At 72.3% G+C, this 24,185-nt stretch carries 10 protein-coding genes and 1 riboswitch; of the genes, 5 read left to right on the forward strand and 5 right to left on the reverse strand.

The window, feature by feature from the left end; genetic code table 11:
* Positions 1-47 precede the first annotated feature (47 nt).
* Positions 48-2,894 carry an aminomethyl-transferring glycine dehydrogenase gene (gcvP, locus tag B1759_RS08935; RefSeq protein ID WP_095514664.1) on the reverse strand — a complete coding sequence of 949 codons (2,847 nt, stop codon included), beginning with the start codon at positions 2,892-2,894 and terminating at the stop codon, positions 48-50.
* Positions 2,895-3,323: 429 nt separating this feature from the next.
* Here gcvP and B1759_RS08940 point away from each other — a divergent pair, with 429 nt between their 5' ends.
* A complete protein-coding gene (locus B1759_RS08940) occupies positions 3,324-7,922 on the forward strand; it encodes a T9SS type A sorting domain-containing protein (RefSeq protein ID WP_095514665.1) in 4,599 nt (1,532 codons plus the stop codon).
* Between the two features lie 52 nt (positions 7,923-7,974).
* Here the strand turns inward: B1759_RS08940 and rnc are convergent, their stop codons facing one another.
* Positions 7,975-8,799 carry a ribonuclease III gene (rnc, locus tag B1759_RS08945; protein WP_095514666.1) on the reverse strand — a complete coding sequence of 275 codons (825 nt, stop codon included), beginning with the start codon at positions 8,797-8,799 and terminating at the stop codon, positions 7,975-7,977.
* Between the two features lie 209 nt (positions 8,800-9,008).
* On the opposite strand from rnc, the gene B1759_RS08950 reads away from it, so the two are divergent.
* The 3 genes from B1759_RS08950 to B1759_RS08960 all read left to right on the forward strand — a co-directional run bounded on the left by B1759_RS08950 (position 9,009) and on the right by B1759_RS08960 (position 16,862).
* The gene (locus B1759_RS08950; protein ID WP_095514667.1) at positions 9,009-10,367 is read left to right on the forward strand and encodes an NAD-dependent succinate-semialdehyde dehydrogenase; all 1,359 of its coding nucleotides are present in this window, start codon (positions 9,009-9,011) and stop codon (positions 10,365-10,367) included.
* A gap of 303 nt (positions 10,368-10,670) precedes the next feature.
* On the forward strand, positions 10,671-15,194 hold the full coding sequence (gltB, locus tag B1759_RS08955) for a glutamate synthase large subunit (protein ID WP_095514668.1): 4,524 nt from the start codon (positions 10,671-10,673) through the stop codon (positions 15,192-15,194).
* A 222-nt stretch (positions 15,195-15,416) separates the two neighbouring features.
* The gene (locus B1759_RS08960; protein ID WP_095514669.1) at positions 15,417-16,862 is read left to right on the forward strand and encodes a glutamate synthase subunit beta; all 1,446 of its coding nucleotides are present in this window, start codon (positions 15,417-15,419) and stop codon (positions 16,860-16,862) included.
* Positions 16,863-16,913: 51 nt separating this feature from the next.
* On the opposite strand, the gene B1759_RS08965 is transcribed toward B1759_RS08960, so the two are convergent.
* The 3 genes from B1759_RS08965 to B1759_RS08975 all read right to left on the reverse strand — a co-directional run bounded on the left by B1759_RS08965 (position 16,914) and on the right by B1759_RS08975 (position 21,526).
* Complete coding sequence (locus B1759_RS08965) at positions 16,914-18,044, reverse strand: hypothetical protein (RefSeq protein ID WP_095514670.1); 1,131 nt, start codon at positions 18,042-18,044, stop codon at positions 16,914-16,916.
* A gap of 99 nt (positions 18,045-18,143) precedes the next feature.
* A complete protein-coding gene (locus tag B1759_RS08970) occupies positions 18,144-19,982 on the reverse strand; it encodes a multicopper oxidase family protein (protein WP_095514671.1) in 1,839 nt (612 codons plus the stop codon).
* On the reverse strand, positions 19,979-21,526 hold the full coding sequence (locus B1759_RS08975) for a hypothetical protein (protein WP_198948797.1): 1,548 nt from the start codon (positions 21,524-21,526) through the stop codon (positions 19,979-19,981). Before B1759_RS08975 ends, B1759_RS08970 begins: the two co-directional genes overlap by 4 nt.
* 371 nt (positions 21,527-21,897) lie before the next feature.
* Positions 21,898-22,132: riboswitch (cobalamin riboswitch) on the forward strand.
* 94 nt (positions 22,133-22,226) lie between these two features.
* Between B1759_RS08975 and B1759_RS08980 the strand changes: the two genes are divergently transcribed.
* A complete protein-coding gene (locus B1759_RS08980; protein ID WP_095514672.1) occupies positions 22,227-24,182 on the forward strand; it encodes a TonB-dependent siderophore receptor in 1,956 nt (651 codons plus the stop codon).
* Positions 24,183-24,185: the final 3 nt, after the last annotated feature.

Raw genomic sequence — 24,185 nt, forward strand, 5'->3', positions numbered from 1 at the left:
CCTCGGCGGCGAGGCGGAGGGACCTGGGGGAGGAGGCCGGACCGCCCCTAGGCATAGGCCTCCATGGGCGGGCACGAGCAGACCAGGTTGCGGTCGCCGTAGGCGTTGTCCACGCGGGCGACGGTCGGCCAGAGCTTGGCGTCGCGGAGGCCCTCCACGGGGAAGGCCGCCTGCTGGCGGGTGTAGGGGTGCGCCCACTCATCGGCGGTCACCTCGGCGACCGTGTGGGGCGCCATCTTGAGCACGTTGTCGTCGGCGTCGGCGGTGCCCAGTTCGATCTCCTGGATCTCGGTGCGGATCGCGATCATGGCGTCGCAGAAGCGGTCCAGCTCCGCCTTCGACTCCGACTCGGTCGGCTCCACCATCAGCGTGCCCGTCACCGGCCACGACATCGTCGGCGCGTGGAAGCCGTAGTCGATGAGCCGCTTGGCGATGTCCTCGGCCGAGACGCCCGACTTCGTGAACGGGCGCACGTCGAGGATGAACTCGTGGGCGACGTAGCCATTCGGCCCGCGGTAGAGCACGTCGTAGTGGCCCTCCAGGCGCTTGGCCATGTAGTTGGCGTTCAGGATGGCCGTCTGAGACGCCTTCTTCAGCCCCTCGGCCCCCATCATGGCGATGTAGGCCCACGAGATGAGCAGCACGAGCGCGCTGCCGTAGGGCGCCGCTGCGACCGGCCCGATCGCCGAGTCGCCGCCCGTCGGCACGACCGGGTGGCCGGGCAGGAAGGGCGCGAGCGCCTCGACGACGCCGATCGGGCCCATGCCCGGGCCGCCGCCGCCGTGCGGGATGGCGAACGTCTTGTGTAGGTTGAGGTGGCACACGTCCATCCCGAAGTCGCCCGGGCGGCACAGGCCGACCATCGCGTTCAGGTTGGCGCCGTCCATGTAGACCATCCCGCCGTTGGCGTGGACGATGTCCGCGATCTCCTGGATCGTCCGCTCGAAGACGCCGTGCGTGGACGGGTAGGTGATCATGAGCGCCGCGAGCCGGTCGGCGTGCTGCTCGGCCTTGGCCTTGAGGTCGTCCATGTCCACCTCGCCCGCCTCGGTGACCTTGACCGCGACCACGTCCATGCCCGCCATCACTGCCGAGGCGGGGTTGGTGCCGTGCGCGGAGGTCGGGATCAGGCAGACCGTGCGCTGGTCGTCGCCGCGCGAGAGGTGGTAGGCGCGGATCGTGAGCAGGCCCGTGTACTCGCCCATCGCGCCCGAGTTGGGCTGGAGCGAGACGGCGTCGAAGCCCGTGATCTCGGCCAGCCACTCCTCCAGCGTGTCGACGATCTCCTCGTAGCCCTCGGAGTCGGCCTCGGGCGCGAACGGGTGGACGTTGGCGAAGCCGGGGAACGTGACCGGCATCATCTCGGCGGTCGCGTTGAGCTTCATCGTGCACGACCCCAGCGGGATCATGCTGTGGACGAGCGACAGGTCGCGGTTCTCCAGCTTCTTGAGGTAGCGGAGCATCTCGTGCTCGGTCCGGTACCGCGCGAACGTCGGGTGATCCAGGAAGCCGGTCGTCCGCGCGAGCGGACCCGCGTAGGCCTCGTCGTCCGCCTCGGGCATGACCGTCCCGGCGAAGGCGTCCACGAGGTCGGCGAGGTCGGCGTCGGTGACGGTCTCGTCGAGCGCGATGCCGACCGTGCCGTCGTCGTAGCGGCGCAGGTTGATGCCGTACTCGTCGCGCGCCACCGCGACCGCGTCCAGGTCGTCGGCCGGACGCACACGCAGGGTGTCGAAGAATGCGCTGTGGACCACCTCGTGGCCCGCCGCCGTGAGCGCCTGGGCGAGCCGCCGCGTCTGGCCGTGGACATACTCGGCGATTTTTTGGAGCCCGTCCGGCCCGTGATAGACGGCGTAGAAGCCCGCGATGTTGGCGAGCAGGACCTGCGCCGTGCAGATGTTGGAGGTCGCCTTCTCGCGGCGGATGTGCTGCTCGCGCGTCTGCAACGCCATCCGGAGCGCCGTGTCGCCGTGCCGGTCCTGGCTGACGCCGATGATGCGGCCGGGGATCTTGCGGGCGAACGTGTCCGTGGTCGCGAAGAAGGCCGCGTGCGGGCCGCCGAAGCCCATCGGCACGCCGAAGCGCTGGCTGGAGCCGAGCGCCACGTCTGCGCCCCAGCCGCCGGGCGCCTCGATGAGCGTGAGCGCCAGCAGGTCGGTGGCGACCGCGAGGTAGCCCTTGACGCCGTGCACGGCCGCGGCCACGGCGCCGTAGTCGATGACCTCGCCGTCGGTCGTCGGGTACTGGACGAGCGCGCCGATCAGGTCGTCGGTCGGCGTGTAGCCCGCCACGTCGGCCACGACGACCTCGATGCCGATCGGCTCGGCCCGCATCTGGACGACCGCGATCGTCTGCGGGTGGCACCGCGCGTCGACCACGAACGTGGAGCGTTTGCCGCGGTGGGCACCCCAGAACATCGACATGGCCTCGGCCGCGGCGGTGCCCTCGTCGAGGAGGCTCGCGTTGGCGACCGGCAGGCCGGTCAGGTCGGACACGACCGTCTGGAAGTTGAGCAGCGCCTCCAGGCGTCCCTGCGCGATCTCGGCCTGGTAGGGCGTGTACTGCGTGTACCAGCCCGGATTCTCGAGCACGTTGCGCTGGATGACCGGCGGGAGCAGCGTCCCGTGGTAGCCCATGCCGATGTAGCTGCGGGCGGTCTCGTTGAGGCTCGCCAGGGCCGACAGCTCGTCGAGCAGTTCGCGCTCCGAGCGGGCGTCGGGCAGGTCGAGCGGGCGGTCGAAGCGGATGTCGGCCGGGACGGCGGCGTCGGCGAGGGCATCGAGCGAGTCGAAGCCGAGCGTCTCCAGCATGGCAGCCCGCTCGGCCTCGGTGGGCCCGAGGTGGCGGTCGGCGAACACGTCGGGGTGGGCAGCGGTGCGGACGAGCGTCTCCATCGGGGCCGGGGTTGGGTTTGGCCGAACGGTACGCCCGATCTGCGACCGGCGGTCCGCCTCACAGGGACTTCTAAGGGAGGCCGGGACGCGTGGGAACGAGCCCGTGGCAGAGCCGGATTCCGGTGCGTCGGTCTCGCACCAGACGCCGGGCACAGCCCGAGGGCTCGTTCTGCAGTCCCTCGGCTACGGCCCCCTACGCCTGCGCCGTCTCGCGCTGGCGGAGCGTCCGCAGGGCCGCCTCGGCGGCCTTCTGCTCGGCGCCTTTCTTGGACCGATCCGCGCCCTTCCTGGCGCGGAAGTGTGGCCATCCTGACTCGTCCCGTCCCGCCTCGGGGCGTCCGTTGAGGCACCGAGGCGGTCCGTGTCGGACCGAATGAGCCGGTGCGAGGCGGGATCTCGCTTGGGATGGGTACGTCACCGTGCTCCCTCATGCTCCGCCCCTCGATCATCGCTGCGCTGGTGGTCCTCATCGCTGGACCCGCGCTCGCGCAGGAGAACTCTATTTACTTGCGATGCTACATCGGTGGCCCGTCCTACCAGCTCTGCGTCTTCGACCCGGAACGGCAGGAGTTCGTGAGCATCGAGGCGCCGCCACAGACGGACCCGAGTCGGACGACGGCGTTCACTACGTACGCGATCTCCCCGGGGGGGGACCGGCTGGCGAGAATCGATTTCGACCAAGAGGCCTTTGTGGTCAGCGACCTCGATGGAAGCGACCCACAGAGCGTCGCGTTCTCGACCGTCCCCCAACGCTATTCCCTCTCGCCGGGAGCGGATCGCATCGCGTACACCGATCAGGCGGGGATCAAGGTGGTGGACATCGAGACGGGCATCGAGACGGCGCTTCCGGTCGGAGGCGGTAACTCCATCAAACGGGACTTTCTGGAGTGGTCTCCGAATGGCGAACGCCTCATCTACGTGCGGAGCCTGAGTGGCAGTCAGGAACTGACCTTCATGGTCTCGACGGACGGCTCGGGAGAAGAAGTCCAGCTGACCGTCCCTCCGGAGGACGCCGTGAACATGGACAACAACGACCTCCATGCCGATTGGGCGCCCGACGGTCGCTCCGTCGCCGTCTACCGATTGTACCCCACCGTCAACAGCCCCGGCCCCTTCCCGGACTACGTCGGGCAGGTCGTCGTGGTCCCGATCATCGGGGGCGGGGAGACGCGCACCATCGACATGAGCGACGTATTCAGGACGGGTGTCGGGGGAGCCAGTGGCATCGAGTTCAGCCTGGACGGGGAGCAGCTCGCGTTCTCTCACACCGGGGTGGAGCCACAGGAGATCCGGTTTTCGTTGTCTCTGATGCCCGTCACCGGCGGGCCGCTGCGGACGGTCTACACCATGCTCGGTTCACAGCGGAGTGCGTCGCGGCCGATCGTGCAGACGACGTTCGAGTGGGTGGGGCTGGGGCTCTCGGATGACATCGCCGTCAACTCGGTCGCGGATCGCCCTCAGAACCCGGGGGTGAGTCGCTGTGACACAGGCCAGACCGTCACGGATGCAGACGGCGACGAGGTGCCCGAGTGCACCCTCCGCGCGGCGATCCAGACGGCCAATGCGCGAACCGGCCGGGACTCCATCTCCGTCGACATCGCGGCCCCCGGAGTCCACACGGTCGCGCTCGCCACCCCGCTCCCCGAGATCACCGAGCCCCTCGTCCTCGACGCGACGACCCAGTCGAGCTACGCCGGGTCGCCCCTCCTGGTGATCACGGGTGCGCATGAGACCGGCTTCACGCTCGCGGTCGGAGAAACCACCCTCCGAGGGCTTGCCATCGGCGGGTTTTCCGACGCGGGCGTGCGGATGAGCGGGCCGGGTGGGAATCGCGTCGAAGCGAGCCACATCGGGCTGGTGGGGGACGCCGCGAGACCCAACGGCACGGGCATCGTCGTGGACGGCTCGCCGGACCACGTGATCGGGGGGGCGACGACGGGGGCGGGCAACGTGATCTCGGGCAACACCGAGCAGGGCGTGCTCATCGTGGGCGCCGGAGCCTCGGGGGTGGTCGTCAGCGGCAACCGCATCGGCACCACCGCCGACGGCAGCACGGCGCTCGGCAACGGCGCCGAGGGCGTTCGCGTGGAGGGGGCCCCGGGGGCCCGCCTCGGCGGCGCCACCGAGGCGGAGCGCAACGTGATCTCGGGCAACGGGTTCTTCGGCGTCCGCATCCTGGGCGAGGGCGCCAGCGGCGTGACCGTCGCGGGCAACACCATCGGGACGGACGCCACGGGGACCGTGGCCCTCCCCAACGGCGGCTCCACGACGACGGGCGTGGTGGTGGACGGCGCGCCGGGTGCCGTCATCGGCGGCGAGACGGCCGTCGAGGGCAACGTCATCCTGGGCGGCATCCACATCGAAGGCCCCGGTGCCGACGGGGCCCGCATCCAGGGCAACCGCATCAACCTCTCCGCCGACGGCTCGGCCGAGTTGGACCCCGAGGCGTTCACCGGCATCCTCGTCGAGTACGCGAGCGGCGTCACGATCGGTGGACCGACGGACGTGCCGGGACGGGCACCGGGCAACGCCATCGTCGCCAGCGCGCCCTTCTCCAATGGCATCGCGGTCCTTGGCGAGGACGACCCGGACAAAGGCCCCGCCGACGACCTCCGCGTCCTCGGCAACCTCGTCGGCACCGACGGCAGCGGGACCGCGGCGATCCCCGTGGGCGAGGAGGGCATCCTCCTCCGCGGGCTCGTGCGGAACGCGCAGATCGGCCAGGCGGGCGGCGGCAACGTCATCGTCACCGACCGCGACGTGGCCGTGGCGGCCATCGACCTCGGCGCCGACCTCGGCGCGCCGGACGGCCTCACCGTGGCGGGCAACACCATCGGGATGAGCCTCGGCGGAACGGCCGTGCTCGGCGACGTGTCCGACGGCATCCGCGTGGGCGGGAACGAGACCAACCGGGGCGTGGAGGACGTCACGATCGGCGGCTCGGGCGCGGCCGGGAACCGGATCGCCGCCGAGACCGGCCTGTTCCTCGTCGGTGGGCGAACGTCGCAGGCCACGGTCTCGAACAACGTGCTCGGGCTGCTCGCCAACGGGCTGCTCGCGCGAGACGACGCCGCGGACGGCATCACCCTGCTCCTGGCCAACGAGGTCACGCTGGACGGGAACGTCGTGGCGGGGTTCGAGCGCGGGATCGTCCTGGCCAGCAACGCGAACGTGCTCACGCGCAACCGCATCGGGACGAACGAGGGGGGCTCCGTCTCGCGCGCCAACGACATCGGCATCGTCATCCCGCGCGAGGCGACCGGCCTCGGGGACCCTGTCGCGCTGGGCAATGACAACGTGATCGGCGAGGCGGGCGCGGGCAACGTGATCTCGGGCAATGCCTCCATCGGGCTGCTCATCGGCCCGACCGTCGCGTTCCAGAGCGGCCCCTTCCTGACGGGCCGCAGCGACCGCGCCCGGGTGCACCTCGCCGCGCCGGACAGCACGTCGCTGGCCCGGCTGGCGGCGAGCCCCGCGAGGGCGTCGGGGGAGGAGGGCCACCCGCGCGCCGGCGATGGGGCCACCAACAATCTCGTGGAGGCCAACCGGATCGGCGAGACCCTCTCGGGCGCGGCCCTCGGCAACGGGGCCGCGGGCGTGCTCGTCCAGGACGGACGCGGCAACCGGCTGCTCGGCAATGCCGTGGCGGGGGGGCTCTTCGGCGTCTTCGTCGGCGGCACGGCCGAGGCGGAGGCGCCGGGCGAGACGGCGCTGGCAGGCAACACCTTCCGCGCGACCCAGACCGCGGGCGTCTTCGTGTCCGACGCCGACCACACCCTGCTCACGGCGCTCCCGCTGGAACCCGATGGCGAGCCCGTCGGCAACACGTTCGAGGACAACGGCGGCGCGGGCGTCACCTTCCGGCTGGACGACGCGACCTCCGTCGGGAATCGGGTACGGGGGGCCTCCTTCCAGCGCAACGCCGGGCCGTCCATCGTGCTCACGAACGAGGGCGACGCCTACCCCCCGTTCGCGCCGCAGCCGCCCGCCGTCTACACCGCCGTCGCGACCGGCCAGAGCGCGACCGTCCGCTTCCGGGCCGGGGTGACCGGCGAGGCCGAGATCTTCGCCTCGCCCGACTGTGCGGCAGGCCACGCCGACGGCGAGCCCATGACGCGGGTCGCGGGCTCCTCCGGCCTGAGCACGGTCGTCGTCCCCATCACCATCGCCGCGCCGATCCTTACGGCCTACGTCGCCGCGACGGTGACGACGCCCGGCGACGACGGGACGACGAGCGCGTTCAGCACGTGCGTCCGCATCGTGGATGAGGAGAGCGTGGCCGAGGCCGTGGTGGCCGACGGCGAAACCGGCGAGGTGCTGGACGAAGTGGACGTCCAGGTGACGATTACCGACAACCCCAGCCTCGCGCGGCGTGCAGTCAGCACTGGCGGCACGCTCTACGCCCTGCGCTACGGCCCCCGGCTCGCGCCCCAGCCCGGCCCCTTCGAGGGCAGCGCGACGGCCCCCGACGGGTCCACGGTGACGCCCGACGCGGTCGCCTCCGACCGCTACTGGGACCTCCGCGCCGACGGGCTCTCGGGCGTGACGTACGGCCTGTGCCTTGACGCCGCCGACGTGGACGGCATTCAGAATCCGGATCGGCTGGTGGTGCTCCGCCGCGAAACGACAGGCCACCCGTGGACGCCGTACGCCACCACGCGGGAGGGGTCCCGCCTGTGCGCCACGGGACTCACGGGATGGGGCGAGATCGGGATCGGAGCGCTGCAGACCGAGAACCCGGTCCCGAATGAGCCCGAGCCGGAAGCAGGACCCGAGGCGCTCGCGGTCGTGGCCTTCCCCAACCCCTCGCGGGGGACCGCGACGGTTCGGCTGGCCATCCCCACCTCGGGGGTGGTCCGGGCGACCGTGCATGACGCGCTGGGCCGTCAGGTGGCCGTGCTCCGGGACGGCGCGGTGCCGGCGGGTGTGACGGAGGTGCCACTCCCCCGCCTCGCGCCCGGCGTCTACGTCGTCCGCCTCTCCGCACCGACGGGCGCCCGCAGCGCGGTCGTCACCGTCGTGCGCTAGCCGCCCCGCCCGCCTCGCCGGTCTCCCCGCCTCGGGTCGCCCGTGCGCGACGCTACGCCTGCGCCGTCTCGCGCTGGCGGAGCGTCCGCAGGGCCGCCTCGGCGGCCTTCTGCTCGGCGCCCTTCTTGGACCGGTCCACGCCCTCGCCGAGGCGCTCGCCCTGGACGACGGCGGCGACGGTGAACGTCCGGTCGTGGCTCGGGCCCTCCTCGGAGAGCATCTCGTAGACGGGCTGCTCCAGGCCGAGGCCCTGGACGTATTCCAGCAGGCGGCTCTTGTGGTTGCTCTTGTCCGCCGCGGCCTCCTCCAGGCTGACGCACTGGTCGAGCACGGCGCACACGAACCGCCGCGCGGCCGAGAAGCCGAGATCCAGGTAGACCGCCCCGACGATGGCCTCGAACGCGTCCGCGAGGATGGTCTGGTTGGAGCGCCCCTCGGAGCTGTCCATGTTCTCGCTCATCAGGATGAGCGCCCCCAGGCCGATGGCCTCGGCGTAGCCCGCGAGCGCCTTGCCGTTGACGATGGTCGCGCGCGTCCGCGTGAGGAGGCCCTCGGCGCGGTCGGCGAAACGGGTGTACATGATCTCCGCGACGACGGCGCCCAGCACGGCGTCGCCGAGGAACTCCAGGCGCTCGTTGGACTCCGTGCCGTCGGTGGCCACGCCGCGGAACAGCGAGCGGTGGCGGAGGGCGTGCTCGTACAGGTCGAGGTCGCCGATGGGCATCCCCACGAGCGCCTCGATGTCGCGCCGGGAGACTCCCCGCTCGGTCACCTCGTCGACGACGGGCGGCGGACTGCCATCCGCCGGCGGCCGAAGCGCGCCGAGCCAGGATCGGACGAGACGAGCGCTGCGGCGCAGAGTACCCGAAGAGGACATACGACGTACGAGGTGAGCCGCCAATCTCCCTATCCCCGGCGTCTGCCGCAACCGGGGCGCCGGGGTTTCACGCCGGACTGCAGATCGGGTCTGCGCGCGACCCGAGGATGAAGAGGTGAGCGAGAGCCTGGCCCGAGCGCACCCCTGCGGCCCGGAGCCAATCGCACGGCTCGCTCGTCCACTCGCCCCCTGCCTACCGCCCCTCTCCGATGCCCACGACCCTCAACCCGGCCACCGAGGCCGAGATCGCCTCCTACGACGCCCTCTCCGACGACGGCCTCGACGCCGCCCTCGACCGCGCCGCCGACGCCTTCGAGGCGCACCGCCAGACGAGCTTCGCCGACCGTGCGGACCGCATGCGCACGCTCGCCGACCGGCTCGACGCCCAGAAGGACGACCTCGGGCGCCTCATGACCGAGGAGATGGGGAAGCCGCTCGACCAGGCGGTGGCGGAAGCGGAAAAGTGCGCCTGGGTGTGCCGCTACTACGCCGACCACGCCGAGGCCATGCTGGCCGACGAGCCGCGCGAGACCGAGGCGCAGAAGAGCTTCGTCGCCTACGAACCGCTCGGGCCGGTGCTGGCCGTGATGCCGTGGAACTTCCCCCTCTGGCAGGCCTTCCGCTTCGCCGCGCCGACGGTCATGGCGGGCGGCGTGGGCGTCCTCAAGCACGCCGCCAACGTGCTCGGTTCCGGCGACGCCATGGCCCGGCTGTTCGCCGAGGCGGGCTTCGCGGAGGGCGTCTTCCAGCACCTCATCATCGACCACGACCAGACGGCCGCCGCCATCGCCGACGACCGCATCCGCGCGGTCACGCTGACGGGCAGCGAGGGCGCCGGGCGCAGCATCGGCAAGCAGGCGGGCGAGGCGCTCAAGCCGTGCGTCCTCGAACTCGGCGGCACCGACGCCTTCGTGGTCCTGGCCGACGCTGACCTCGACGCGGCCGTGGAGACGGGTGTCCAGGCGCGCACCCAGAACAACGGCCAGTCGTGCATCGCGGCCAAGCGGTTCATCCTGGAGCGGCCCATCGCGGAGGCGTACACGCGCCGCTTCGTCGCCCGCATGGAGGCGCTCACCGTCGGCGACCCGATGACGGACGTGGACCTGGGACCGCTCGCACGGAAGGACCTCCGCGAGGACATCCAGGACCAGGTCGAGCGCGCCGTGGCCGACGGCGCCGAGATCCTGACCGGCGGCGCCATCCCGGACGGCACCGGCTACTACTACCCGCCGACCGTCCTCGGCGGCGTCGAGGCGGGCACGGTCGCGTTCGAGGAGGAGATCTTCGGGCCCGTCGCCTCGCTCATCGTCGCCGACGACGCCGACCACGCGGTGCGGCTCGCCAACGACACGCGCTTCGGCCTCGGCGGCAGCGTCTGGACGCAGGACGCGGCGAAGGGGGAGCGGCTGGCCCGCGCGATCCGGTCCGGCGCCGTCTTCGTCAACGAGATGACGAAGAGCCACCCCAACCTGCCGTTCGGCGGCATCGGGGCGTCGGGCTACGGGCGCGAGCTGGCCCGCCACGGCGTCCGCGCGTTCGTCAACGCGAAGACGATCTGGGTGGACTGATCCGAGCCGAGGGGCAGACAGGGCACGCGTGGGTGCACCCCACACGCACGCTGTCTCCCCGGGTAGACGCTCCACGCCGTCTTAACAGAAGGCCATCGATGAATGAAGCCTAACAAACAGAAGGCCATAAGTGAATAAAAGCGCTTCCGATTCGAGAGAAGCGCTTCCGGCCCTTCATTTTGTGGCGTTGCGGCCATTCCGGCGACTTCTTGAGGGGTTGCGTTCGCACGCGCTTCACGATCGGTCTGTCGTCACCTCCTGGCAGCCGTCGTGGAGCCGTGCGGGCGCCCTGCCCCCGCCGCCATGCCCCGCTCTCTCTTCTCCTCCGCCGACCATCACGACGCCTGTGGGGTCGGCTTCATCGCCACGCTGACCAACCGCCCGGCGCACGACATCGTGACGCGAGGGCTGGAGATCCTGGTCCGCCTCGACCACCGCGGCGCCATCGGGGCGGACGGCGCGACGGGCGACGGCTGCGGCATCACGGTCCAGCTCCCGGATGCCTTCCTCTCGGCCGTCGCCGAGGAGGCGGGCGTCGAGCTGCCGGCCCAGGGCGACTACGCGCTCGGTATGGTCTTTCTGCCCGCCGACGCCGTGGCCCACGGCCGCGCCGTCATCGAGCGCATCCTGCGCGAGGAGCGCATCCCGCTGCTCTGGTGGCGTGACGTGCCCACCGAGGCGGACGTGCCCGGCCCCATCGCGCGCCAGTCGCAGCCGGCGGTCGTCCAGATCGTCGTCGCGCGGCCCGATGGCGCCGAGCGCGGGGCGGCCTTCGAGCGGGCGCTCTACCTCGCGCGCCGACGGGTCGAGCGCGAGATCGGCCTGGGCGACCCGTTCCAGGTGGTCGCCTTCTCGTCGCGGACGACCACGTACAAGGGCATGCTGACGCCCGAGCAGCTGGCGGCCTTCTACCCCGACCTCCGCGACCCGCGCTTCAAGAGCGCCCTCGCGATGGTCCACTCGCGGTTCTCGACCAACACGCTGCCCCAGTGGCCGCTGGCGCAGCCGTTCCGCACGCTCTGCCACAACGGCGAGATCAACACCGTCCTCGGCAACCGCAACGCGTGGCGGGCCCGCGAGGCCGCCTTCTTCTCGTCCGCCTTCGGCCGCCGCCTCAAAGAAGTCCTGCCGACGCTCCAGGCGGGCGACAGCGACTCGAAGTCGCTCGACGGCGCCCTCGAACTGCTCGTCCACGCGGGCTGGCCGCTGCCGCAGGCCGTGATGGCGCTCGTGCCCGAGGCCTGGGAGCACGCGCCCGACATGGACCCCGCGCGGCGGGCCTTCTACGAAGCCTTCGCCTGCGCCCTCGAACCGTGGGACGGCCCCGCGACGCTCCAGTTCACCGACGGCGAGGTGATCGGCGCGGTCCTCGACCGCAACGGCCTGCGCCCGTCGCGCTACCTCGTCACGTCGGACGGGCTGGTGGTGCTGGCGTCCGAGACCGGCGTACTCGACCTCGACCCGGCGACCGTCATCGAGAAAGGGCGGCTCCAGCCCGGGCGGATGTTCCTGCTCGACCTCGGCGAGGGCCGCATCGTCCCCGACGCCGAGTTGAAGGCGGGCCTCGCCACCGACCACCCGTACGACGCGTGGCTGACCCGCAACCTCGTCCGCCTCGACGACCTGCCCGAGGCGGACGCCCCCGAGACGCCCGCCGAGATGGACCTGGAGGCGCGGCTCCGGCTGTTCGGCTACACCCACGAGGACCTGGGCCTGCTGATCCCGCCCATGATGGGCGGCAAGGAAGCCATCGGCTCGATGGGCGACGACACGCCGATCGCGGCGCTGTCGGAGCGCCCGCGGCTTCTGTTCGACCGCTTCCGCCAGCGCTTCGCGCAGGTCACGAACCCGCCGCTCGACGCCATCCGCGAGGAGCTGGTGACGTCGCTCCTCACGCACCTCGGCGAGGCGCAGAACGTGCTGGAGCCCGGGCCCGAGATGTGCCGCCGCCTGCGCCTGGAGCAGCCCATCCTGACGCCCGCCGACCTCGCGCGCATCCGCGCCTTCGGCGAGGCCGACCCCGCCTTCCGCACCGCCACCCTCGACGCCACGCTCGACCCCGACGAGTCGCTGGCCGACGCGACCGCCCGCCTCGCGACCGAGGCGGCCGAGGCCATCGAGGGGCGGGCCACCATCCTGATCGTCTCCGACGCCGCGGCCGCGGCCGGCCGCGCACCGATCCCGTCGCTGCTGGCGACCGGCGCCGTCCACCACGGCCTGATCCGCCGCGGCACGCGGACGTTCGCCGAGATCGTGGTCGAGACCGGCGAGGCGCGCGAGGTGCACCACATGGCCGCGCTCATCGGCTACGGCGCCGCCGCCATCTGCCCGACCGTGCTGGTCGAGGTGGTCCGCCACCTCGCGGCGACGGGCGTAGTGGACGTGTCGCCTGAGTCGGCTGTCGCCTACACGGTCAAGGCGCTCGGCCAGGGGTTGCTGAAGGTGCTCTCCAAGATGGGCATCTCGACGCTCCGCAGCTACCAGGGCGCGCAGGTGTTCGAGGCCCTGGGCCTGGCCGACGAGGTCGTGGAGGCCGCCTTCGCCGGGACGCCCTCGCGCATCGGCGGCGCCACGTTCGCCGACCTGGAGGCCGAGGCGCGCGACCGGCTGGCCGCCGTCGACGGCGCGCTGCTCGTCGGCGGGCGCTACCAGTGGCGGCGCGGCGGCGAGCGCCACGCGTGGGGCCCCGGCGCCATCGTCCACCTCCAGAAAGCCGTCCGCGCGGGCGCGTCGCCGGACCAGCGCTTCGCCTCGTTCGCCGCCTTCTCCGCCGAGGTCGACGACCTGTCGCGGCGGCGCTCGACGCTCCGCAGCCTGCTCGACCTCGTGGAGGCCGAGACGCCCGCCGACCTCGCCTCGGTGGAGCCGTGGACCGACATCGTGACGCGGTTCAAGACCGGCGCCATGTCCTACGGGTCCATCTCGAAGGAGGCCCACGAGACGCTGGCGGTGGCCATGAACCGGCTCGGCGGCAAGAGCAACACGGGCGAGGGCGGCGAGGCGCCGGAGCGGCACGCGGCGAGCCACCCGGCGCGGAGCCGCATCAAGCAGATCGCCTCGGGCCGCTTCGGCGTCACGGCGGAGTATCTGGCTACGGCCGACGAGATCCAGATCAAGATGGCGCAGGGTGCCAAGCCGGGCGAGGGCGGGCAGCTGCCCGGCTTCAAGGTCGTCGGCGACATCGCGGTCACGCGCCACGCCACGCCGGGCGTCGGGCTGATCTCGCCGCCCCCCCACCACGACATCTACTCTATCGAGGACCTCGCCCAGCTCATCTTCGACCTCAAGACGGTCAACCCGGACGCACGCATCAGCGTCAAGCTGGTCTCCGAGGCAGGCATCGGGACCATCGCGGCGGGCGTGGCGAAGGCCGGGGCGGATACGATCCTGGTGGCGGGCTCGGACGGCGGGACGGGAGCCGCGGTGCAGACTTCCATCGCCCACGCCGGGCTCCCGTGGGAGCTCGGACTGGCCGAGGTGCAGCAGGCCCTCCTCGCCACCGGCCTCCGCGAGCGGGTGCGCCTGGAGGTGGACGGCCACCTGAAGACGGGCCGCGACGTGGTCGTGGGCGCCCTCCTCGGGGCCGACGAGTTCGGCTTCGCGACCGCCCCCCTCGTGGCGATGGGCTGCATCATGATGCGCAAGTGCCACCTCAACGCGTGCCCGGTCGGCATCGCGACGCAGGACGCGACGCTGCGCTCCCACTTCCGGGGGACGGCCGAGAACGTGGTCGAGTACTTCCACGCCGTCGCCGAGGAGACGCGCGCGCTCCTCGCCCGCCTCGGGCTGGCCTCGCTGGCCGAGGCGCGCGGCCGGGTCGACCTCCTCCGCGCGGCCGACGCGGCCGCCGAGGCGGGGCTCGACCTGGAGGCGGTCCTCTCGGACGTGCCCACGCCCGCGTTGCTCCAGCCGTTCACCGGCCACTCGAAGGCCGGACCGGTATCGCCGGCGGTCCGCCAGCAGGCGCGGCGCTCCATCCTGGACGCGCTCGACGCCGGGGAGCGCACCGAGGCGGCCCTGGACGTGAGGAACTCGGACCGCGCCTTCGGCACCCGCATCAGCGGCGAGATCGCGCGGCGCACCGTCGCTGGGGCGCCCCCCCTCGCCGACGACACCGTGACCGTCCGCGCCCGCGGGTCGGCGGGCCAGAGCCTCGGCGCCTTCGGCGCGCAGGGCTTGACGATCCGCCTGGAGGGCGACGCGAACGACTACGTCGGCAAGGGGCTCTCGGGCGCGCGGCTGGTGGTGGTGCCGCCGCGCGAGTCGACCTTCGTGCCGAGTGAGCAGGTGCTGATCGGGAACGTGGCCCTCTACGGCGCGATCTCGGGCGCTCTCTTCGCCGCCGGGCGCGCGGGCGAGCGGTTCGCCGTCCGCAACAGCGGCGCCACGGCCGTGGTCGAGGGCACCGGCGACCACGCGCTCGAATACATGACGGGCGGACGCGTCGTCATCCTCGGGCCGACCGGCCGCAACGTGGCCGCGGGCATGAGCGGCGGCCGCGCCTACGTGCTCGACGTGGACGGCCGCTTCGTGAGCCACCACGTCAACCCGGAGACCGTGGACCTGCTGCCGGTGTCGCGTGCCTCCGCCGAGGCCGAAGAACTGCGCCACCTCATCGAGGCGCACGCCGCCGAGACGGGCAGCGAGCTCGCCCGCCTCCTCCTGGACGACTGGCCCGCCGCGCTCCGCCGCTTCGTGCTCGTCTTCCCCACCGAGTACCGCCGCGCCCTCGCCGCCGAGGCCGGGACGCCCCTCGACCACGCCCCCGACCGCCCCGCCGAGCACGCCGAGGCGCTCGTCCTCAACGGCACGCCCCGCGCCGCCTGACGCCCCCGACCTCCCCCGCCTCGGCACGCCTCTCCACCGTGTCATCCTGAGCGAGCGGAGCGAGTCGAAGGATCTCTGACGAGCACGAGCGCTGACCAACGCTCTCGCCAACGAGACGAGACCCCGTCGTACCAGAGATCCTTCGACTCCGGCCTGCGACCTCCGCTCAGGATGACATGAACCGGACACCGAGTCCGCACGACACACGACGCTCTACGCCTCATGTCCACCTTCGACTTCCTCGCCCTCCCCCGCCGAACGGCTCCCTACCGGCCCGTCGCCGAGCGCATCGCCGACAACCTGCCCGTCGAGCTGCCGCTCCTCGCCCCCGAGGTGACCGTGCAGGCGCGGCGCTGCATGGACTGCGGCGTCCCGTTCTGTCAGTCTGGCTGCCCGCTCGGCAACCCGATCCCCGACTTCAACGAGGCCGTCCGGGAGGGACGCTGGCGGGAGGCGTACGACCTGCTGAGCGCCACCAACAACTTCCCCGAGTTCACCGGGCGGATCTGCCCCGCGCCGTGCGAGTCGGCCTGTGTGCTCGGGCTGCTGGCCGAGCCGGTGACCATCGAGCAGATCGAGCGGACCATCGGCGAGCGCGCGTTCGAGGAGGGCTGGGTGCAGCCCATCGTGGGCGTCCCGCCGACGGGCCACAGCGTCGCGGTCGTCGGGAGCGGACCGGCCGGGCTGGCGGCGGCGGCCCAGCTGGCGACTGTCGGCCACGCGGTCACGGTCTACGAGCGCGACGACAAGCCGGGCGGCCTCCTCCGCTACGGCGTCCCCGATTTCAAGCTCGCCAAGGGCGTCGTCGACCGGCGACTCGACGTGATGCGCGCCTCGGGCATCGCCTTCGCGTGCGGCGTCGAGATCGGCCGCGACCTGAGCTATGCCGACCTCCGCGCCCGGCACGACGCGGTCGTGATCGCGACCGGGGCCACGCGCGCCCACGACCTGCCCGTTCCCGGCCGCGAGCTGGGCGGCATCCACACGGCCTGGGACTTCCTCACGAGCCACGCCCGGGTCGCCGCGGGCGACGCGGAGGCACCCACCATCGACGCGGCGGGCAAGCGGGTCCTCGTCATCGGCGGCGGCGACACGGCGTCCGACTGCATCGGCGTGGCGCACCGGCAGGGCGCAGCGTCGGTCGTCAGCTTCCAGATCACCGAGCAGCCCCCTGAGCGCGTGCCGCAGGGCGCCGCGTGGCCCTTCCGCAGCCCGGCCCTGTCCACCTCGTCGTCCCACCAGGAGGGCGGCGACCGCGTCTGGTCCGTCGCCACCCAGGCGTTCTCCGGCGAGGGCCACGTCCAGCAGGTCCATACCCTCGACGCGACCGTGGACCTGTCGCGGGGCTTCCACGTCGAGGTGATCGAGGGCACCGAGCGCGTCTGGGACGCCGACCTGGTGGTGATGGCGATCGGCTACGCCGGACCGGAGACCGAGGCGCTGGTGGAGCAGACCGCCGTGACGCTCGACCCGCGCGGGCGCGTCCAGGCGACGCAGTACGCGACCGCCGACGCGGGCGTGTTCGTGGCGGGCGACGCCCAGCGCGGCGCCTCGCTCGTGGTGTGGGCGCTCACCGAGGGCCGCGAGGCCGCCCAGGCCGTGGACGTGTACCTCCGGGGCGCCTCGCCGCTGCCGCTCAAGGGCGAGGGGGACCTACCGCGCGCCTGAGACCTCCCACCTCGGGCGCCCGGCCGACCGAGTCCCCGAGGTGGAACGGGGTCACGCATCGCTGGACGCCATCGCGTCGATCAGCGCCCACGTCGCCAGCGCGCCGTTGACGCTCGTGTAGAGCCCGAACGTTTCGTACACCGCGCTCCCCCAGTTGCCCTGCACCTCCGACGGCAGCACCGCGTTCTGCGCCGGGTCCGACACGTTGCGGACGAACCCGAACGCCACGCCCTTCTCCTGGCACACCTTCCCGATCACGGCGTCGTCCATCTCGATCACCGCGTAGTCCGCGTACTGCCCGTCCGTCGTGCCCACCACGAACGTGGCCGTCGTCAGCAGCGGGACGTTGGTCGGCGTGACGAGATCGTTCAGCGCCACCGGGCTCGTCGGCGTGCACAGGTCCAGCGGGTCGAAACTGGGCGTGTCGGGGTCTGTGCCGTGGAGTGGAGTGTCCGTCCCGTAGTGCGCGTTGAAGGCATCGGCGAGGGCCTGGAGCCGGTCCTCCGTCGCCGGGATGTCCACCAGCAGCGCATCGAAGCCGCTCTTGGAGATCGTGGTCCAGTCCGGCGTGTAGTCGCTCGCGTAGGTCGGCCAGTCGCTCGTCGGGTCCGACGCGCTGTAGAGCGTTCCCGCGTTGACCACGTTGACCGCGCCCAGGTGGTCCGTCAGCCGCGATCCGCCCGCCGTCCCGATCGAGAACAGCATCGACGGGCTCGACTCCTTGACGATCTGCTCGATCATGGAGCCGAGGTAGGCCGCGCCCGGCCAGTCGAGGTGCGTGTTGGACTTGAACAGCAGCACCCGCGTCGAGCCCATCTGCACCAGGCAGTACAGGCCCCAGTAGGTCCACGACTCCGCGTCGTGCCCCGAGTACGGCGGCATGCCCTTGTCGTACCGAGTCCACTGGGTCCACTCGTGGTCGTCCTTGGACTGGTCGTGCGTCATGGCCTCGCCGCTGCTCACGAAGACGTGCTGGAGCGCCGCCCACTCGGCCTCGGCCCAGGTGATCACCACCACGTCCGCCTCGGGGAGCGCGTCGCCCGAGGCGGGGAAAACCGTCGGCGCCGTCGCCCCGATGCTGCCCCAGTCGATGGCCGGGAGCGTCGGCAGGCCGTCCTCGGGCGGGTAGAACGAGCCGGAGTCGGAGGCTTTCTTCGACGGGTGGGGAGCGGAGCGGGCCATTGGAGAGGGAGAAAGAGGAACGAGCCACGGGGGCGCGGGCCGCGGCGCGTGTCCTTAGCACGCCCCACGCCGACCCGACAGCCACCGAGGTGGATGAGGTCAGTGACCGGAGTGCTCGGGGAGGATGAGGAAGTTTTGCATCATGCCCGTGTCCTCGTGCGGCAGGATGTGGCAGTGGTACACCGCCTTGCCCGTCCACTGCTTGAACTTGGACCGGATGACCACGGTGTGGTCGGCCGGAATCCAGATCGTGTCCTGGATGGTGCCCGGCGCGAACGGTGTCACCACCCCCGTCGACAGGTTCTTGATCGAGATCACCTCGAACGAGTTGACGTGGATGTGGAACGGGTGGCCCTCCGAGCCGCCCTCCATCATGCTGGGCACGGTCAGGTGCCACTCCTCCACGTCGCCCACGTTCACGACCGCCTGCACCGAGCGCTCGTCGTAGACGGCGTTGTTGATCATGAAGTCCAGCTTGATGAGCGGGTTCAGTCCTCCCTCGAACTGCATGCTGAAGACCACGTTGCGGACGCGCTTGACCTCGTCGGGCGAGATCAGCGGGTACTCCCGCGTCGGGACCGGGAGCGCCGTCGGCATCGCCATCGTCACCGGGTCGCCCGCGACCTCGATCTCGGCCAGCACGCGCGGGCTGCTGTAGAGGAACTGCGCGCACTGCGCGAGTTGCATCACCTTGTAGACGCCCGGCGTGGCGTTCGCGCGCAGCATGAAGCTGGCGCGGTTGGCCGGGGCCAGCAGGAGCTGCTGGTCCGGGTAGGCGTTCGTGATCGGCACCGCGGGCCGCAGCTGCGGCGTCGGGAAGTTGACGCCGTCGAGTTCGATCACCTGTAGGTCGTGCCCCTCCACCGCGATCGGCATGACGTTGTCCGACATCGCGTTCAGCAGCCGGAAGCGCGCCACCTCGCCCGGCCGCATCGTGATGCGCGGGACCGCGAGTTGCGTGCCCAGCGGCATCGCCGCCGGGTCGAACTGGACGGTCGGCGGGCAGCCGGGCGGCGTCACCTTGGGACCGGTCCCAAAGTTGTGGTCCTCGCGGAAGAACGGCTCCCCGTTGACGAGGTAGTAGCGCCGCTTGTAGTCGCCCGTCGAGAACCCGCCCTTGAGGTCGGGCGCCGGGATCATGGTCTCGGTGGACGGATCCCAGATCTCGACCTGGTTGCCCAGCGTGTCCCACAGGCTGTTTTGCTTGGGCTCGTACTCCCACACGTCCGACCCGTCCTCGCTGGGGAACAGGCCGATGTCGTTGAACACGAGGAAGTGCTCGGCGGCCGCGGCCACCTCGGGCACCTCGTCGACCGGCCCGCGGACCACGATGCCCCCCGCCATGCCGGTCACCGCCTGCACCACCGTCGAGCCGTGGTGGTGGGGGTGATACCAGTAGAGCCCGTCCGGCTGGTCGTCCGGAATCGGGATCTCGTAGACGAGGTCCTCGCCGGGCCGCACCGCGATCATCTCCGCCGTCGGGTCGCTCGTGCCGACGGGCTGGAACAGGTGCGGGATGACGCTCAGCCCGTGGAAGTGCAGGTTGGTCGTGTCGAGCGCGTGCGGCACGTTGTGGTCGCCCGTCCACCCCGCCGAGTCGGTCGGCGGGAGGCGGTTCTCCAGCCTGACGCGGAGGTGGTCGCCGGGGCGGAGTTCGAGCAGCGGCCCGGGGATCTGGCCGTTGTAGGCGCGGAGGCGGGCCCGGGTCTCGGTGCCCGTGCTGGCCTCGAACGTGCGCTCGACGCGCTCGGCCGTCAGCGTCACGTCCACGACGCGCCCGGAGCGGACGACCTCGGGGGCGGCGCCGGCCGAGCCGTCGCCCGAGGTGGGCGCGGTGGCCGCCTCGACGGCCTGGCAGCCGGCGAGCGGCAGGAGCGGGGCGGCCGCAGCGGCCCCGCCGACGGTGCTCAGGAACGAGCGGCGGGAGTAGCGGCTCATGGACGCCAGGCCGACGCGACCGTCGGGGTGGCACCACCGTCCAGCGTGCAGCCCTTCGGCTCCTGATTCACGGTGAACGTCTGGTACTGGGTGAAGGCCACCGACAGCTGCATCGACGTGTCGAGGTTCAGCGCGTCGGGGTACTGGCCGCCGTGGTAGGCGTCCGGGAAGAGGTTGTTGAAGAAGTAGTCCGCGTTCTCGGCCGAGTACTCCTCGCAGATGCCCGAGTAGCCGAACGACGGCGGCACGTTGGTGCCCATCTCGGAGATGCCCGAGGCCGCCGCGTACGCCGACGCGTGGCACGACATGCAAGACGATAGCTTGTTGTCGACTGGCCCGGCCAGCCGACCTCGGCACCCGAAGTGCTCGTAGATGGCCGTCGAGTCCTCGGTCATCGCCACGTTCAGGACGCCCTGGCGCGCGGGCACGCTGTCGGCCTCCTCGACCGCTGGGAACGTGTCGGGGTCGCTGCCCCACTGGATGCCGACCGGCTGGAGACGGTCCCAGATCGTGTCGCCGGGCAGCAGACCGTTGTACGCGAACGTGCCATAGATCCAGCGCGTCGGCGACTTCGGGTCCACCGCGGCCACGTCGACCTGCACCAGGCGGACCGTCTGGGGCGTCCGGCGGCACGCGAACGTCGAGTCGCTCTCGTCGAGCGTGTGGCGGTCGACTGTCCACTCGGGCGCGCCTTCGAGGTAGGGGACGCAGGAGGTGGGGGCGGTCGTGAAGAGGAACTTGGTCACCAGCGTCCCGGTCGGGAACGGGAGCCCGGCGGGCGCGGGCCGCCCGTCGACCTGTACCACCTGGGCCTCGCCGCTGGCGGGGAACGCCTGCCCGAGCGCGTAGCCGCCGTAGGTGTTGTACATCCCCACAGCCCAGGTCTCGAAGCCCGCCGCGTTCGCCTCGGGGCAGTCATCGGCCCCGATGGGGTCCTGGCCCGGGCTCCCGTCCCGGGTCGCGACCGAGGGGGGCAGTTCGTGGACCGCGATGCGCGCGCTCGCGCCGAGCAGGTCCGAGAGGTGGGCCGTCCGTTCGTTGGTGGTGCCGTGGATGAACTCCCGCCCGACCGTCGGGTCGTAGGCCATCCAGGGGACGTGGTACCACGCCGTCTGGCCGTTCACGGTGCTGCGGAAGCCCGCCTCGTTGGAGAGCTGGTCGTCCTGCCCCTGGCGGATGACGGTCTTGACCGTCTCCATCCACTCCGGCCAGATCGAGTTCTCCCAGGCGCCCGGCGCCATCGACGAGTCGCTCTGGGACTCGAAGTCGGTGGCGGCAGTCAGACCGAGCCAGGGGCAGTCGGCCGGGGCACAGGGACCGGGGTCGGCGGTCGGGTAGTCGTGGCTGAGTTCGAAGACGGGGCCCGTCCACCCCTCCGGCGCCTCCCCGACGGCGTCGGCGAAGGCGAACACCGACGCGTCGAGGTCGGTATCGGGCGTGGGGGCGGGAGTGTCCCGGTCACAGCCGGTGGCGACCAGAAGGAGCGCGGAGGCGGCGAGGACACTCCGCACCAGGGCGGAGGAGCGGCGAGAGACGAGCGACATGGGCTACCTGCGGGTGAGGAACAGGACCGTTCCGCCGAGACGACCTGTCGGGCGAACGGATGCCTCCAATACCGCACCCACACCCCAATCATGCGTCGGGGGACTACACGATTAGAGCGTACCGCATCGACAACGAGTCCTCGCGACCTCGCGCGTGTCACCCCGGGTCTGGCGCCCCCCCCCTGCGTCGCCCTCCCGTTCACGACCGGCGGCAGGACGGGCTCGTGGCCGGGGCCGAGGTCCTCTACCGCTCGGGAGGACACGGGCGACGATCAGAGCGGGGCGCGCAGGCATCGACTCCGTACGGGGATGCGTGTGAATCCGATGGGGGGCCGGTCGCTGGCGGACGGACAGACCTACCTTGGAGCCTGCTCTTTCACCCCGCCTCGGGTTCCGCGCGTCGGCGCGGATGAAAAGGGAATCCGGTGACGCCGCCTCGCGGCCACTCCGGAGCTGTCCCCGCAACTGTAGGCGGCCCGCCGTCGGCGACGACGCCCGCGACCACTCTCCCTCGGGAGGGGAAGGTCGGGGCCGAGCCAGACGCACGTCCCGCATGGCGGGACCGGGCCGTGAGCCAGGAGACCTGCCCGAGCGCGACGCTCCCTACCGCCTCCGGGACCAGAGGTGCGGTGTGCCCGACGCGGACCGACCGGCCCGCGCGCGTGTGACCCCGTGCCTGCTTGAGGCGCGGGGTTTTTTGATGCTGCAAGGCCCGCTTGCGGGGCGCCTCCGCGCCCTCCTCTTCTCGCTCCTCCTGCCGTCGGCCGTCGCCGCGCAACCGTCCGCACCGACGGCCGCGCCCGACTCGACGCTCGGCGCCGTCACGGTGACGGCCGCCCGCGAGGCCGTCGCCACGCGCGAGGCCGCGTCCCGCGTGACCGTCCTCGGCCGCGACGCGCTCGACGCCGCCGGGGCCACCACCGTCGCCGACGCGCTCGAAGCACGCACCGCCGTGTTCGTGAAGCGCTACGGGCCGGGCGGGCTCGCGAGCCTGTCGCTGCGGGGCACGGGCGCGGCCCAGACGCTGGTGCTCCTCGACGGCCACCGCATCGCCGACCCGCAGCTCGGGCAGCTCGACCTCGGCTTGCTCCCGGCCGGGGTCGTCGAGGCCGTGGAGGTCGCCCACGGGGCGGCGTCGGCGCTGTACGGGACCGACGGCGTCGGCGGCGTGGTGCAGGTCCGGACGCCCGCCCCCGGCGAGCCCCGCGCCCGGCTCGACCTGCGGACCGGCGCCTGGGGTGAGCGCGGCGGCGCGCTCCTGCTCTCGGGTGGCTCGGCGCGCCTCTCGGCCGTCCTCGCCCTCGACCACGACGAGGCCACCGGCGACTACCTCTACGTCGACTCGACGCGCTTCGACCCGGCCACCCAGACCGTCGGCGTGACGGCGCCGCGCGCCAACGCCGATGTGCAGCGGGACGCTCTGTTCGGACGCGTGTCGTCCGAGATCGGCCGGTGGCGAGGCACGGCGGGCCTGCTGGCGACCGACGCCGAGCGGGGGATCTTCGCCTTCTCGGGCGTCTCGCAGGCCCGCCAAACCGACCGCGCGCTGCGCGTCTGGACCGACCACGCGCTCCGCCTCGGCGGTACGCGGGTGCGGGTCGGCGGGCTGGCGCAGCGGTCGTCGCTCCGCTACCTCAGCCCGGCGTCGGGCCTCGACGAGACGGGGCAGACCGAGGCCGCGTCGCTTCGCATCGAGGCCGACCGGGCGGTCCGCCTCGGAAGCGGACGCTGGCACCTCGCGGCGGGCGTCGAGGCGCGCGGCGGACGGGCCGAGCACCCGAGCCTGACCGAGGACGCGCAGGAAACCGCGCAGGCCGTCTTCGCGAGCGCGGTCGGCCAGCACGGGCCGCTCCACCTCTACCCGGCCCTCCGCCTGGACCGCGTCGCCGCGCCGACTGGCGAGACGCTGACGGCGCTCAGCCCGCAGGCCGGCGTCAACCTGCACGTCGTGCGCAGGCTGTGGCTGAAGGCGAGCGCGGGCCGCGCCTTCCGCGCGCCGACGTTCAACGACCGCTTCTGGATGCCCGGCGGCGACCCCGCCCTGCGCCCCGAGCGCGGCTGGACGGCCGACGCAGGCGCGGCCGCCGAGGCCCACCTCGGTCCGCTCGCCGCCACCGCCGAGGCGACCGTCTTCGCGAGCGCGCTGGCCGACCAGATCGTCTGGAGGCCCGGCCGGTTCGACGACGGCTTCTACTGGGCGCCCCAGAACATCGGCCAGACCCGGACGCGCGGCGCCGAGTTGTCGGCCCGCCTCCGCCTCGGCACCGCCCGCCGCTTCGCCGAGGTGGGCGGGCTGATGACGTGGACCGACGCCCGCGACCGCACCGACCCCGAGGCGTCGTCCTTCGACCAGCGCCTGCTGTACGTACCCGCCCGCCTCGTCCGCGCCGACCTCGCGCTGGGCGCCGGGCCGCTCCGCCTCGACGCCGGGCTGGAGCACACCGGCACGCGCGCCACCGCCGCAGACGGCACGGCCCGCCTTCCGCCCGCGACCGTCGTGGACGCCGGGCTGTCGGGCCGCCTGCGCGTCGGCCCCGCCGCCGCCGTGCTGGCGGTGCGCCTCGAAAACCTCCTGGACGCGCGGTACGCGCTCGTCCGCCAGTACCCCATGCCGCCGCGGCACGTCCGCGTGCGGCTCACCCTCTCCTCTCTCTAGACC

This window comes from Rubrivirga sp. SAORIC476 (genome assembly GCF_002283555.1).
In the GTDB taxonomy this organism is placed as follows: Bacteria; Bacteroidota; Rhodothermia; order Rhodothermales; family Rubricoccaceae; genus Rubrivirga.

Excerpts from the sequence above, each read along its gene's own strand:
- B1759_RS08975 (WP_198948797.1), bottom strand. The coding sequence starts at position 21,526 with ATGTCGCTCGTCTCTCGCCGCTCCTCCGCCCTGGTGCGGAGTGTCCTC.
- B1759_RS08965 (WP_095514670.1), bottom strand. The coding sequence starts at position 18,044 with ATGGCCCGCTCCGCTCCCCACCCGTCGAAGAAAGCCTCCGACTCCGGC.
- B1759_RS08940 (WP_095514665.1), top strand. The coding sequence starts at position 3,324 with ATGCTCCGCCCCTCGATCATCGCTGCGCTGGTGGTCCTCATCGCTGGA.
- B1759_RS08960 (WP_095514669.1), top strand. The coding sequence starts at position 15,417 with ATGTCCACCTTCGACTTCCTCGCCCTCCCCCGCCGAACGGCTCCCTAC.
- B1759_RS08970 (WP_095514671.1), bottom strand. The coding sequence starts at position 19,982 with ATGAGCCGCTACTCCCGCCGCTCGTTCCTGAGCACCGTCGGCGGGGCC.
- B1759_RS08950 (WP_095514667.1), top strand. The coding sequence starts at position 9,009 with ATGCCCACGACCCTCAACCCGGCCACCGAGGCCGAGATCGCCTCCTAC.
- rnc (WP_095514666.1), bottom strand. The coding sequence starts at position 8,799 with ATGTCCTCTTCGGGTACTCTGCGCCGCAGCGCTCGTCTCGTCCGATCC.
- gcvP (WP_095514664.1), bottom strand. The coding sequence starts at position 2,894 with ATGGAGACGCTCGTCCGCACCGCTGCCCACCCCGACGTGTTCGCCGAC.
- gltB (WP_095514668.1), top strand. The coding sequence starts at position 10,671 with ATGCCCCGCTCTCTCTTCTCCTCCGCCGACCATCACGACGCCTGTGGG.
- B1759_RS08980 (WP_095514672.1), top strand. The coding sequence starts at position 22,227 with ATGCTGCAAGGCCCGCTTGCGGGGCGCCTCCGCGCCCTCCTCTTCTCG.